10 protein-coding genes are annotated in these 13,130 nt (G+C 66.6%); 3 read left to right on the top strand and 7 right to left on the bottom strand.

Going from position 1 to position 13,130, the window contains the following annotated elements; genetic code table 11:
* Positions 1–72 precede the first annotated feature (72 nt).
* The 3 genes from NS355_RS03865 to NS355_RS03855 are packed head-to-tail and all read right to left on the bottom strand — an operon-like array spanning position 73 to position 3,709.
* Positions 73–1,323, bottom strand: a complete 1,251-nt coding sequence (locus NS355_RS03865) for an arsenic transporter (RefSeq protein ID WP_209445012.1) — start codon at positions 1,321–1,323, stop codon at positions 73–75.
* Entirely contained in the window at positions 1,320–2,426 is a 1,107-nt protein-coding gene (locus NS355_RS03860; protein WP_058744482.1) for a metallophosphoesterase, read from the bottom strand. Before NS355_RS03860 ends, NS355_RS03865 begins: the two co-directional genes overlap by 4 nt.
* A complete protein-coding gene (locus NS355_RS03855) occupies positions 2,423–3,709 on the bottom strand; it encodes an MFS transporter (RefSeq protein ID WP_058744481.1) in 1,287 nt (428 codons plus the stop codon). Before NS355_RS03855 ends, NS355_RS03860 begins: the two co-directional genes overlap by 4 nt.
* 231 nt (positions 3,710–3,940) lie before the next feature.
* Between NS355_RS03855 and NS355_RS03850 the strand changes: the two genes are divergently transcribed.
* Both NS355_RS03850 and NS355_RS03845 read left to right on the top strand, forming a co-directional pair.
* Positions 3,941–4,291, top strand: coding sequence for a VOC family protein (locus NS355_RS03850; protein WP_058744480.1), 351 nt, complete (start codon positions 3,941–3,943; stop codon positions 4,289–4,291).
* A gap of 101 nt (positions 4,292–4,392) precedes the next feature.
* Entirely contained in the window at positions 4,393–4,944 is a 552-nt protein-coding gene (locus NS355_RS03845; RefSeq protein ID WP_058744479.1) for a phosphoribosyltransferase, read from the top strand.
* Positions 4,945–4,989: 45 nt separating this feature from the next.
* On the opposite strand, the gene NS355_RS03840 is transcribed toward NS355_RS03845, so the two are convergent.
* On the bottom strand, positions 4,990–5,169 hold the full coding sequence (locus NS355_RS03840) for a hypothetical protein (protein WP_042490606.1): 180 nt from the start codon (positions 5,167–5,169) through the stop codon (positions 4,990–4,992).
* A gap of 156 nt (positions 5,170–5,325) precedes the next feature.
* Here NS355_RS03840 and NS355_RS03835 point away from each other — a divergent pair, with 156 nt between their 5' ends.
* Positions 5,326–7,467 (top strand): TonB-dependent receptor, encoded by a 2,142-nt coding sequence (locus tag NS355_RS03835; RefSeq protein WP_058744478.1) that lies wholly within the window; start codon positions 5,326–5,328, stop codon positions 7,465–7,467.
* Between the two features lie 134 nt (positions 7,468–7,601).
* Here NS355_RS03835 and NS355_RS03830 read toward each other — a convergent pair whose 3' ends face one another.
* From NS355_RS03830 to NS355_RS03820, 3 genes are all read right to left on the bottom strand, one after another.
* Entirely contained in the window at positions 7,602–9,365 is a 1,764-nt protein-coding gene (locus tag NS355_RS03830; protein ID WP_058744498.1) for an aspartyl protease family protein, read from the bottom strand.
* Between the two features lie 105 nt (positions 9,366–9,470).
* Positions 9,471–11,909: a PAS domain-containing protein gene (locus NS355_RS03825; protein WP_058744477.1), complete on the bottom strand. Its 2,439-nt coding sequence runs from the start codon at positions 11,907–11,909 to the stop codon at positions 9,471–9,473.
* Between the two features lie 124 nt (positions 11,910–12,033).
* A partial coding sequence (locus NS355_RS03820; RefSeq protein ID WP_430726991.1) for a Gfo/Idh/MocA family protein occupies positions 12,034–13,130 on the bottom strand: 1,097 nt, incomplete at its 5' end.

Below are 13,130 nucleotides of genomic sequence, written 5' to 3'. Positions count from 1 at the left end.
TCGCTCAGGCGGAACGGAAGTTGGTACTGAGCCCCGTTCGCACTGAGCGAAGTCGAAGTGCACGTTCCACCCTCACCCGATCAACAACCGAATCCCCAACGCCGCCAGCAAGGCCAGCGGCATCGCGACCGCGCCGACCTTCAGGAAGGCCAGGAAGCTCACATCCTCTCCCTCGCGCCGGATCGCCTGGAGCCACAGGATCGTCGCGAGCGAGCCCGTCACCGACAGGTTCGGGCCGAGATCGACACCGATCAGCAGCGCGTCGGTGACGATCTGCGGCGGATGCGCCTGGGCGATGGCGCTGCTGGCGACGAGGCCAGCGGGCAGGTTGTTCATCGCGTTGCTGACGAAAGCCAGCGTCGTACCCGACACCGCCGCCGCCCGCGTCGGATCGGCCAGCATGTCGCGAAGCCCCTGCGCGACCCAGGCGATCACGCCCGTTCGGTCGAGCGCTTCGACCAGCACGAACAGCCCCGCGACCAGCGGCAGCACGCCCCAGCTGACCGACTTGGCCAGCGTCAGCGGCGAGCGCCCCGCCAGCAGCGATACGATGACCGCCGTCGCGATTCCCGCCAATGCGGTCGGCAGGCCCAGCTCGATGTCCAGCGCCGACACGACGAGCAGCAGCAGCGCGGTCAGCCCGATTCCCAGCATCGCCAGCTTGCCGCCGGTCGACAGCGGGTCGCGAGTCACATCGCTTTCGCAGTCCCCCGCGATCCGTGCCCGCTGGGTGAAGCGCAGCACCGCGAAGGTGACGAGGATCGACGCCAGCGAGGGCAGCGCGAACGCGGCCATCCAAGCCCCCAGCGGCGGCATGTGCCCGCCATAGAGGACGAGGTTCGCCGGGTTGGAAATGGGCAGAACGAAGCTGGCCGCATTGGCGATCAACGCACAGGCGAACAGCAAAGGCAGCGGATCGGCCTTCGCCTTCTTCGCTGCGACGAACACGGCGGGCGTCAGCACGACGGCGGTCGCATCGTTGGACATGAAGGTCGTCACGATCACGCCCGTCGCATAGACCAGCGCGAACAGCTTCGCGCGCGACCGGCCCGCCATGTTGACGGCGGTCGCGGCGATCCAGTCGAACGCGCCATGCTCGCGCGCCGTCTCGCTGAGCAGCATCATGCCGATCAGGAACAGATAGACGTCGGTGCCCTTCGCCACCGCCTGCCCCGCCTCGCCCAGCGGCATCAGGCCGAGCACGATCAGCAGCACCGCGCCCGTCACCGCCCAGATCCATTCGGGCCACCGCATCGGTCGCGCGATCACGCCCGCCGTCGACAGCCCCGCAATCGCCCAGGTGGCCCCGTAAGCCAGCGTCACCATCCGCACCCATTCTTGTTGGGCCCGAGCCGGGCCCCGTCGATCCCGGCGATAGGCCAGGCGCCGATCGCGTGGCAATCCTCGCCGGGGGCAACGGGCAGGCGACGCTTCGGGATCGAATGTCCGTCGCGGACGAGACAGTCTATCCGGTCATAGCCTCCGCCGCAGCGGACCTCGATCGCGCCCAATCCCTCGGCCAGCGTCACGGTCGCGCGCCACAGGCCATCCTCGCCCCGCGTCATCGGCGTATGTGTATCGCCCACCCGTGCGACCGGCGGCGTGTCTGCCCCATACAGTCGCGCCACCACCTCGACCGCACCGGGTCGGGGCACCTGGTGCGGGTCGGTCGGGCGGGTGATGAGCCGGACATCGCCCGGCGACACGATCTGGACATGCGGCCAGGCCGCATCCAGCCGCCGGAAGCGCCAGCTGACCACCCGGTCCTGAACACAGACGATGGTGAAGCCCGGTGCGCCGCCATCCTCCTCGATCTGCGCGGTCGAACGGGTCGCGCCATAGATTACGTGGCCGTCATTCAGCAGCTCGTTATAATGCGTATGACCGGTATCGACGAAGGCGACCTCGCCGTCGATGAACTGGCGCGCGATGAGGTCTCCGTCTGCCGCCAGATCGCCGGGATAGGCGTGCATGAAGACCAGCGGCACCTCGCCCGACGCCTTGGCCCCCGCCAGCTCCTCGGCCAGCTTGTTGCGGTGATGCATGGTCAGCCGGAAGTCAGGACCACCCGCCCCGGCCGACACCACGTCGAGGAACAGGCAGCGATGCCCGGCGATCACGTCCGTCTCGGGCCGGTTGGCCTTGGGGATCGCGGCCTCATAGTTCACCAAGTCGCCCGGCTCGAAATCATGGTCGCCGGGGATGATCCGCCAAGGCAGCGCCAGCGGCGCGAGTGCATCGATCATCCGGGCATATTGCTCGGGCGTGCCATGGTTGGCGTTGTCACCGGGCACGAAGACGAAGTCCGCCTCGCCCATGTGGCGGTTCACCTGCGCGACGATGGTCTTCAGCCGGTCGAGCCCCTGCCAGTCATCGGCTTCGTCCAGATGCAGGTCGCCGATATGGACCCAAGCGATACCGCTCATGCCTTGGCCTCCTCGGGCTTGGCGCCACCGGCGCAGGCGGGGCGGAGCGTGCCCGCAAAGCCGATCCACAGCCCCAGGCTCGCCACCGCGAAGCCGCCGAGAATGAAGAAGGCGATGTGATAGCCCAGTTCCTGCGCCAGCCAGCCGCCGATGGCGGGCGACAGCGAGGCGCCGACGCCCTGGATGGTCATCACCGCGCCCTGCCCGACATTAACACGCCCGGTGCCGCTGAGCAGGCAGGCGACGAGGCCCGGCACCGCCACGCTCTGAAGCCCCGCGCCGATGCCGTCGAGCGCCTGGACCGGCCACACGCCCCAATGCTCGATGAAGGTGCCCGCCAGAAAGCCACGCAAGGGAAGGGCCGCGAACGAGATCAGCAGGACCAGCCAGTAACCGCGCCCGGCGGCGACCTTCATCGCCAGCAGGCTGGCGACGATCATCACCGCCTGCGCCACCATGACGGTGGTCGCGGTGAACATCGCCGCGTCGCCTTTCCCTGCCCCGACGACCGCCATGCCGTACAGCGGCAGCATCGCGCCATTGCCCAGATGGAAACAGGCCAGCGCGCCCGCCAGGATCAGCATCGGCTTGTTGGCGAGCAGCGCCTTGAAACCCTCGGCCTGTCCGCCTTCCTGATCGTCGCCATCTTCGTCTTCCAGCCCGCGCGCGGCGCGGTGGTCGATGGCGCGTTCGGGAATCGACAGGACCGAGATGATCGCCAGCACGCCGAAGGCAGCGGCCAGGAAGAAGATGGCGGGCATGCCGAACTTCCAGCCCAGAAAGCCGGAAAGCCCCGCGCCGACCATGTTGCCCGCATGGTTCCAGGCCTGGTTGCGGCCGTTCTGCGCGTTGAAGCCCTTTTGCCGGACGACGCCCAGCGTCATGCCGGTCACCGCAGGGCCGATCGCCGCGCCCGCAATGGCGGTCGCCACCTGGCTGACCCCGACGACGATGCCGGTCTGCGACCAGAGGATCAGGAACGACGCCAGAACCGTGCAGATGCCGGTGATGACCACCACCCAGCGCTTCTTGTCGGTATGGTCGATGAACGCGCCCGCCGGTACGGTCATTACCATGCCCGCCACGCCGCCCAGCGTCATGACGGTGCCGATCGGCCCTGTCTGCCACCCGCGCTGCTGCAGGAAGACCCCCAGGAACGGGCCGATGCCCGCCTGCATATCGGCCATGAAGAAATTGAGCGCCTGCAACCAGCGGGTCGCACGGCGGCGATCGCCTTCGGACGACGGGGACGTTCGAGTATCGGATAGTGCCGCTGTGGCCATAATCGGTCTCCGCGAGATGCGGGGCCTAACCCAGCAATAGTTTGAAATATCCGCCGATCGTATGATTTATGTTTGCCGCAGGACTGGCGACAAGCTTATCCCGTTGTAGAACAAAGACAAACCTGCCGGTGGCACGAATACCGCACAAGATGTCATGACAATAACTTCATGAGAAACCGCCGGAACCTTTCCCCGTGAACACGTCCGGTCGGCCGCAAGGAAGGCATCACCATGGATCACCACTGCGTCGCCATCGTCCCCGCCGACAATCTCGATGCCAGCACCGCCTTTTACGAACGGCTCGGCTTTTCGATCGCCGCAGACTTCGGTCATTACCGCATCCTGGAAGACGGACGTGGCTGGCATCTGCACCTCAACTACATGTCGGGCTGGCCGGTGCGCACGGAGGACAATCCGTTCGGCCTCTATCTTTATGTCGAGGATGTCGATGCGGTCGCCGATCGGGTCCGCGACTGCATCATCGAGCCCGGCACGCCGCACGCCAAACCTTGGGGCACCTATGAATTCGCGGTCAGCGACCCGAGCGGGGTGCTGGTGCGGATCGGCCGGATCGTGGAATAGCGCCGCCAGCTTGCCCTGTCGGCCAGACGGCATCACATAGGCGATCTTTCCGGACGCGGAAGGCTCCGCGCCCTGCTCCGCCATGATGATGGACGATTGCCGTGACCACCAAGATCTACCTGTCCGCCGACCGCCTGCTGGAGGACTCCTTCCGTCTCGGCAACCTGGTCTTCGACTCCGGCTTTCGCCCGACCCATATCGTCGGCATCTGGCGCGGCGGTGCGCCGGTCGGCATCGCGGTCCAGGAACTGCTCGAATATCGTGGCGTCCAGAGCGACCATATCGCGATCCGCACCGCCTCCTATACCGGCATCGACCAGCAGGAGCCGCAGGTCCGCATTTACGGGCTGGGACATCTGGTCGACGTCCTGAACCCGGAGGATCGCCTGCTCCTGATCGACGATGTGTTCGATTCCGGGCGTTCGATCCGGGCCTTGCTGAAGGAACTGAAGCAGCGCTGCCGGAACAATATGCCCGACGAGGTCAAGGTCGCGACCGTCTATTACAAGCCGTCCCGCAACGTGACCGACCTGACGCCGGACTTCTTCGTCCATGAAACGAATGACTGGCTGATCTTCCCGCACGAGATCAACGGCCTGACCGAGGACGAAATCCGCGCGCACAAGCACGGGGCCGCCATCATCCTGCGCTGACGATCGAAGCGCGGGCCGGGCGCGGACGGACCGCGCCCTGAAACCTCAGTGCAGCTTGGCGATCGACAGCCCGTCTTCCTTCGCCCGCGCCTTGACCGACTCCTCGCTGCGGGTCAGCGCCTTGGCGATGGCCTTAAGCGCCATGCCCTTCTTAGCGAGCGTGTGGAGTTTCTGAATCTCGTCCTGGCGCCAGGGCTGGCGGTGTCTCTCGAAGCGTTCGGCCATGGCCCCTTATAGCGCGCTCGCGGCCCCCTGGCCATGGCGGCGCCCCGCATGATGGCTCGCTTACAAATGCGTCATGAACCCTGACCCGCCTTGCCATCGCATCGCGGTGCAGCAAGATAGCCCGCTCGGGAGACGTTATAACATTTGGGGTCGTCAATGCGTTTTTGTGCTCTCCTCTGCTGTGTCGCGTCGTCCGCGATTGCCCTGCCCGCGCTCGCCCAGACCCGCGGCGTGCCGACGCCCGATGCGGACGCCACCCCGGCGGCCACGGCGAATCAGCCGTCCGACATCGTCGTCACGGCCAAGCGGCTCGACACCGCGCGCGAGCATATCCAGCCCAGCCTGGGCGCCTCCAATTATGAAATCACCAGCGCCACGATCAAGGCGCTGCCCGGCGGCGAGAACCAGCAGTTCAACCAGATCCTGCTCCAGGCGCCCGGCGTCGTGCAGGACGGCTTCGGCCAGTTCCATGTCCGCGACGACCATAACGGCCTGCAATATCGCATCAACGGCACCATCCTGCCCGAGGGGCTGGCGGTGTTCGGCCAGACCCTGTCGCCGCGCCTGGTCGACAAGGTCAACATCCTGACCGGCGCGCTGCCCGCGCAATATGGCCTGCGCACCGCGGGCGTGATCGACATCACGACCAAGAGCGGACTGTTCGACAATGGCGGCACCGCCTCCATCTATGGCGGCAGCCACAACACCATCCAGCCGAGCCTGACCTATGGCGGGTCTTCGGGAAGCACCAATTACTTCGTGTCGGGCGATTACCGGCACAGTGGGCTCGGCATCGAAAGCGTCGATGGCCGCTCCAACCCGGTGCATGACGATACCGACCAGTATCAGGGCTTCGCCTATGTCGACCATATCCTGGACGATCAGAACCGCGTGTCCTTCGTCGGCGGCTATTCCAACCAGTGGTTCCAGATCCCCAACCCCGTCGGCCAGCAGCCGAGCGCCGGATGGAGCGTCGACGGCCAGACCGCCTTTCCCAGCGAACAGCTGAACGAGACGCAGCTGGAAAAGACCGGCTTCGGCCAGGTCGCCTTCCTCCACGATGCCGAGCCGCTGACCGTGCAGGCCTCGCTCTTCGCGCGTTATTCCTCGCTGCGCTATCGCCCCGACATTTTGGGCGAGCTGCTCTATAACGGGCAGGCGCAGCAGGCGTACAAGCAGGACTTCGCGATCGGCGGACAGGTCGATGCGGTCTATCATGTCGGCGATGCCCACACGCTGCGCGGCGGCCTGCTGGTGACGCGCGACCGCTCGACCAGTGCGACCACGACCAATGTCTTTCCCGTCGACGCCAGCGGCGCCCAGGCGGGCGAGCCGATTGCGATCGTCGACAATAGCGGCAAGACCGCGACCAGCTTCAGCGCCTATCTTCAGGACGAGTGGAAGCTGCTGCCCAAGCTGACGCTCAACTATGGCGCGCGCTACGACCTCTATAACGGCTATCGGCGCGAGGGGCAGTTGTCGCCGCGCGTCAACCTGGTCTGGCAGCCGGGCGACATCTACACGCTGCACGCGGGCTATTCGCGCTACTTCGTGCCGCCGCCCTTCGAACTGGTCGGCAATACCAGCATCGCCAAGTTCGTCGGCACCAGCGCCTACCCGTCCGTCACCGTCAACGACGTGCCCTATGCCGAGCGGCAGGATTATTTCGATGTCGGCTTCCAGGCCAAGCCCAGCCGCTACTTCACCTATGGCATCGACGCCTATTACCGCATCTCGAAGAACCTGATCGACGAGGGGCAGTTCGGCGCACCGATCATCCTGACCCCGTTCAACTACAAGCAGGGGCGCATCGGCGGGATCGAGGCGAATATGAGCTATGCCCGCGGTGGTCTGCTCGCCTATGCCAATTTCGCCGCCGCCAAGGCCAAGGGGCGCAACATCGTATCCAGCCAGTTCAGCTTCGGCCAGGACGATCTCGACTACATCGCGCGGCATTACATCTATCTGGATCACGACCAGACGTTCACCGGATCGGCGGGCCTGTCCTATGCCTTTGCGCAAGGCACCAAGCTGGGCGGCAGCATGATCTATGGTTCGGGCCTGCGCCGCGACGACGACGTCAATTCCATCCCCAACGGCGCCAAGCTGTCGCCCTATGCGCAATTCAACCTGACCGCGAGCCAGCATCTGGCGGGGCCGAACCTCGACATCCGGTTCGACGTCATCAACGTGCTCGACCACAAATACGAAATCCGCGACGGGACCGGCGTGGGTGTCGGCGCGCCGCAATACGGCCCGCGTCGCGGCTTCTTCGTCGGCGTGTCGAAGGCGTTCTGAGGCCACATCTTCCTCCCCTGTAAGGGGAGGTGGCAGGCCGCAGGCCTGACGGAGGGGTGTCACCCTATCGAGAGCGGGACACCCCTCCACCATGCTTCGCATGGTCCCCCTCCCCTTGCAGGGGAGGAATGAACTTAGACGATCCCGTATTTCCTCATCCGCTCGGGCATGCGTTTGTCCAGCGCCGTCGCCAGCGTCCGGTCGCGTGCGGCCTCGGTGGTCATGCCCAGATGCGTCTCGGCGATCGAGCGCCCGTACAACGCCCAGGGTCGTTTCGGATCGATCGTCAGCGCGGCGTTGAAATCGGCGAGCGCGGCCCGGTCGTCCTTCTGGCGGAGATGGATGAAGGCCCGGCTGTCGAGGAAGCTCGGATCGCTGGGGATCGCATGGACGGCGGCGTTGCAGTCACCAAGCGCCTTGTCGAGATCCTTGTCGGCCAGCATCCGCGACCAGCAGCGACCATTCTGCGCACTGCTGCGACGCGAATCGTCACGGTGCGCGGCCATCCACAGATCATATTGCGCGATCGCCGCATCGAAGGCGTCCGCCCCCGAATAGAGCCGCGCCATCTGCAACCGTACCGCGTCCTCGCGCGGCAACTGCCCGTTCAGCAGGTCGAGATCGGTGATCGTCCCCGCCGGATTGCCCGCGCGCAGCCGCAACTCGGCGCGGATCAGCCGCGCCTGCGTATCGGTCGGGTCGAGCGTCAGCGTGGTGTTCAGATCGTCGATCGCCAGCACCGGGCGATGCTGGTCCAGATAGGCGAGTGCGCGCTGGCGGGGAAAGCGCGGGTCCCTGGGCGCCATCGCGATCGCCTGCGTAAAGGCATCGATCGCATGGGGCAGGTCGTGCTGGGTAACGAACATCGCGCCACGACGGCTATAGCCTTCCGCATCGCTCGGCGGCGCGGCCTCGGGGGTGGCTGGCGCGACGACCGCCGCCGTGGCTGGATCGGCATGGGCCACCGCGTCGAACAGCCGCCCGCCGCTATAGGTGAAATAGATGCGGTGCTGGAGGTTGGAGACATAGAGCCGGTGCGACACGAAGAAGTCCGCGCCCAGCAGCATGTCGGTTTCCAGCGGCCCTAGATCGGCGATGTGGAGCCGCACATTGTGTAGTTCCTCATTGCCGATCTTCAGCAGCTTGAACCGCGCGGTCCAACCCTGGACGACATGGCGGCCGAGGCCACGCTCCCATCCCGCCACCTCGACGCCCGGATCGCCGGGATGGACGCCCGCCCGGGCGGCGGCGTGCAAGCTCAGGACGGTCTGCGCCGCCCCGGTGTCGAAGGTCGCGTTCAGCTTCGCACCGTCCAGCTCGACCGTGCCGACGGTGTGGCTGTGCGCCTGATCCCTGGTCTCGATCGGGATTTCAAAATAGCCCTTGCCGCCGGTCCAATAGGCCATGGAGGCGTGCGCGCAGCCGCTGGGCCTGAACAGGCGGACCATGCCGCCGGGCAGGTCGTATTCGACATCGCTCAGACCCAGGACATTCTGCCCGAGCAAGCCGGTCTGTCCGACATCGCTGCCGCTGACGATGAACTGAATGTTCGGGATGTCGGCCCCGGCCAGCGTGAAGTGCTTGACCGTGGCGACGGTGGCGTCCGAGCTGCCGCCGATCCCGTTCACCCGGAAGCCGAAGGGCAAGGGCTGTTCCGGCAGGCCCAGTTCGCGTGCGACGGGAGGCGAGATGTTGCTGTAAAAGGCCCCGCTGTCGAGGATGAAGGGGGCGGGCTTGCCGTTGATCCGGGTCTCGACCACCGGGCGCAGGCCCTGCATCGTGACCGGGATCGCCGCCATCTGGCCGACCTTGCACGTCTGCGCCATGGCCGGACTTGCCGCTGCCCCGACCAACAGCGCCGCGATCGCGATCCGCCCGGTCCCCACCCCTATCACCATGCCACCATCCCCATGCCAGCTATAGGGGACGAGCATATCAGCGGGGAGCGCGGGACAAGATGACGCGCGGCTGACATTCTCGAAATGCCGAAGCCCGGAAGAGCGTCAGGCCATCGCCTCCGGCCCGTTGGCGAATTGCGCGAGCATCTGCGCCAGCTCCTGTTTGCGGAACGGCTTGGTGAGGCGCGGCATGGAAGGCTCCACCCCCTCCGCCTCGGCATAGCCCGAGACCAGCAGGATCGCGACGCCCGGCCGCCGCGCCTGGACGAGCCGGGCCAGGTCGGTGCCCGACATGCCGGGCATCAGATGATCGGTGACGAGCAGGTCGAACGCCGTGTCGGCCTCGACCAGCCGGACCGCTTCCTCGGCCGAGCCCGCCTCGATCACCGCATAGCCCAGATCGCCTAGCATGTCGGCGGTGCTGTGGCGGACCAGTTCCTCGTCATCGACCAGCAACACGCGGCCGCTGCGCTTCGTCGGCCCCGCACAGGCCGGTCCGGCTGCGGCGACCGGCGGCGCCGATCCGCTGACCGGCAGGAACAGCGCGACCCGCGTCCCCTGCCCCGGCACGCTCTGGATATCGAGCGCTCCGCCGAGCTGCGAGGCCAGGCCATGGACCATCGACAGGCCAAGGCCCGTGCCCTTGCCCACGCCCTTGGTCGAGAAGAACGGCTCGATCGCGCGCGCCAGCGTGGCGGCGTCCATGCCGCTGCCCGTATCGGCGACCGACAGGCAGATATAGTCGCCCGGCGCGCCATCGGTGCCCGCGTCGCGCCGTGACGCCGTAATGCGCAGCGTGCCGCCCTCCGGCATCGCATCGCGCGCATTCACCGACAGGTTGAGCAGCGCCATCTCCAACTGGTTGGGATCGGCATCGGCGGGCGGCAGGCCGGGGGCGATATCGACCTGGACCGCGATCTGCGGCCCCGTTGTGCTGACGACCAGATCGTGCATGCCCGCCACCAGTTGAGCCATGTCGACCGGGATCAGCTGAAGCGGCTGGCGCCGCGCAAAGGCGAGCAACCGCTGGACAAGGGTCCGCGCGCGCTCGGCGGATTGCGCCGCGCCCGCGATCAGCCGCTGTTCGCGCGCGCCGCCCAGCTGCTTGTGCTGCAACAGGTCGAGCGTCCCGACGATCGGGGTCAGCAAATTGTTGAAGTCGTGCGCGACGCCGCCGGTCAGCTGGCCCATCGCCTCCATCTTCTGCGCCTGACGCAGCGCCTCCTGCGCCTCGACCAGCTGCGCCTCGCGGCGCAGGCGCTCGGTCACGTCGGTGACGAACTGGTACAGGCCGACCTGCACGCCCGCCTCGTCGAACAGGGGGTGGAAGCTGATCTCGTAACAGGGCCGGTCACGATCGGGATCGCCGAACTCCTGAACGACGGTCAGGCGCCCGCCGTCCATGGCCCGCGTCCAGGCCGTGCGCACTTCCTCGCGGAACACCGGCCGGTCGTCGAGCAGCGCCAGCATATTGTCGCCGGTGTGCGGGCGTACGCCGAACACCCGCTCGAACTCGGCGGCATTGGCGGCGTTCAGCGCCAGGATATTGAAATCCAGGTCGATCGCCATGACCATGATGTCGGTGTGTTCGACCAGCTTGGCCAGCATGTTGCGCTCGGCGGTCCGCTCGGCCACCCGCTGCTCCAGGGTGGCGTTCAGCTCGCGCAGCCGGTCCTCGGCTACCTTGCGGTCATCGATATCGACCGACGATCCGAACCAGCGGACGATCTCGCCGGTGCGCGGGTCGCGATAGGGATGGGCGAGGTCCAGGAACCAGCGATAGTCTCCCGCGGCCGATCGGATGCGGTGCTCGGACCGGTGCACGCCCTCGCTGTCGCGGGCCGCCTGGAACGCCGCGACGACATGCGGGCCGTCGCCGGGATGGATGAAGGCCCCCGCAATCTCCGCCGGGGACAGCGATTGGAAGGCGGCGCCGGTATAATCGGAGAATTGCCGGTTCAGGAACTCCATCCGCCCCTCGGCATCGGCGATCCAGATGATCTGCGGCACGGTATCGACCATCAGCCGGAACCGCGCCTCGCTTTCGGCCAGCGCGGCCCTGGCGGTGACATGGCCGGTCGTCTCGGCCAGCACACACAGCACGCCGCCGGGCCGCCCATCGTCATCGATGACCGGCGAATAATCCAGGTTCATCCATACCTGTTCGGGTACGTCGTTGCGGTACAGGGTCAGTTCCTGATCCTGATAGCGCAGCGTGCCCCCCGCCAGGCCGACGCGCATGACATGGTCGTTGAAGTCGGCGACTTCGGGCCAGCCCTCGCGCACCCGCGATCCGAGCAACTGGGGATGCCGCTTGCCCGCAAAGACCGCATAGGCGTCGTTATAGAGCATGACGCCGCCCTCGCCCCACAGCATCACCATCGGCACGGGCGAGCGCAACAGGATCAGCGTGGCGGTGCGCAGCGGCGCGCTCCAGCCCGTAATCGGCCCCAGCGCCGTTTGCGACCAGTCACGCTCGGCGATCAGCGCGCCGCACATCCCGCCGCTGTACAGGCTGTCGCGAAAGCCGGGGGCGGTCGTCATGAGTGGGTGCAATCCTCCAGGGCCGCGACCGACGAAGCCGGGCGGCGGAGCGACGTTAGAGCAAATCCCCGTGCCATGCGACGGATTTCGGGCCGAAATCCGTCGCATGGCTCCGTGGCGACGGTCAGGCCAGGGTGATCCGCCGTCCCTCCCGCGCCGAGCGATAGATCGCCTCGATCACCCGCATATCGGCCAGCCCCTCCTCGCCGGGCACCAGCGGATCGGTGCCGTTGGCGATGCACTCGGCGAAATGGTCGAGCTGTCCGGCATGCTGGCCCTTGCCGGCGGGCACCTGCTGCTCCTCGGTCCGGCCATTGCGGCGGACCCACATCTTCTGCCCCTCATAAGAAGTGGCGGGCTCCAGTTCGATCCAGCCATCGGTGCCCGACACGCGGTACATATTGTGGTTGGAGCTGTAGCTCGACACGCAGGTCGCCTCGATGCCGGAGGGGAAGCGCAGCAGGAAGCTGATCCTGTCCTCGACGGTGCGGAAACGCGGGTCGCTGCGGTCGGTGGATTCGATCGCGCTGACCTCCATGGGCTCCTCGCCGGTCAGATAGCGGGTCGCGTTCAGGCTGTAGATGCCGATGTCCATCAGCGATCCGCCGCCGGACAACTTGCGGTCCAGCCGCCACTGGTTGGGCTGCGCGTTGAAGCCATGGTCGGCCGTGATGATCCGCGTCGGCCCGACGAAACCCTTCCGCGCCATGTCGATCGCCAGCCGGTTGTGCGGTTCGAACCGCGATCGGTATCCGATCATCAGCTTGCGCCCCGCCGCCCGGCACGCCGCGATCATCGTGCGGCATTCCGCGACCGACACCGCCATCGGCTTTTCGCACATGACATGCTTGCCCGCCTTGGCCGCGCGCACCGCATATTCGGCGTGCATGGAATTGGGCAGAATCACATAGACGATATCGACATCCGGGTTGTCGCGGATGCGGTCGAAATCGGCATAGGAATAGCGGTGAGTCTCGGGCACGCCATATTTCTCGCCGAAGCGCGCCAGCTTTTCCGGCGTGCCGCTGACCAGCGCGACCAGCCGCGACTGTTCGCATTCGGCGAATTTCGACATGATCAGCTCGGCATAGCGGCCCAGCCCGACAATGGCGTACCCCGCCTTTCGCCCGCGCGGCGCGGCACAGGCCCCGCCCCCTGCCTGTCTCTCACACCCATCTGACGCTGCCGAAGAAGAGCAACTGCGACATCCAGGTGTGAGAT

Origin of the sequence: Sphingomonas yabuuchiae (genome assembly GCF_001477495.1) — a bacterium.
Lineage (GTDB): Bacteria > Pseudomonadota > Alphaproteobacteria > Sphingomonadales > Sphingomonadaceae > Sphingomonas > Sphingomonas yabuuchiae_A.
This window is presented reverse-complemented; position numbering and strand designations above follow the sequence as displayed.

Excerpts from the sequence above, each read along its gene's own strand:
- NS355_RS03840 (WP_042490606.1), bottom strand. The coding sequence starts at position 5,169 with ATGGCCGAACGCTTCGAGAGACACCGCCAGCCCTGGCGCCAGGACGAG.
- NS355_RS03850 (WP_058744480.1), top strand. The coding sequence starts at position 3,941 with ATGGATCACCACTGCGTCGCCATCGTCCCCGCCGACAATCTCGATGCC.
- NS355_RS03825 (WP_058744477.1), bottom strand. The coding sequence starts at position 11,909 with ATGACGACCGCCCCCGGCTTTCGCGACAGCCTGTACAGCGGCGGGATG.
- NS355_RS03855 (WP_058744481.1), bottom strand. The coding sequence starts at position 3,709 with ATGGCCACAGCGGCACTATCCGATACTCGAACGTCCCCGTCGTCCGAA.
- NS355_RS03835 (WP_058744478.1), top strand. The coding sequence starts at position 5,326 with ATGCGTTTTTGTGCTCTCCTCTGCTGTGTCGCGTCGTCCGCGATTGCC.
- NS355_RS03860 (WP_058744482.1), bottom strand. The coding sequence starts at position 2,426 with ATGAGCGGTATCGCTTGGGTCCATATCGGCGACCTGCATCTGGACGAA.
- NS355_RS03830 (WP_058744498.1), bottom strand. The coding sequence starts at position 9,365 with ATGGTGATAGGGGTGGGGACCGGGCGGATCGCGATCGCGGCGCTGTTG.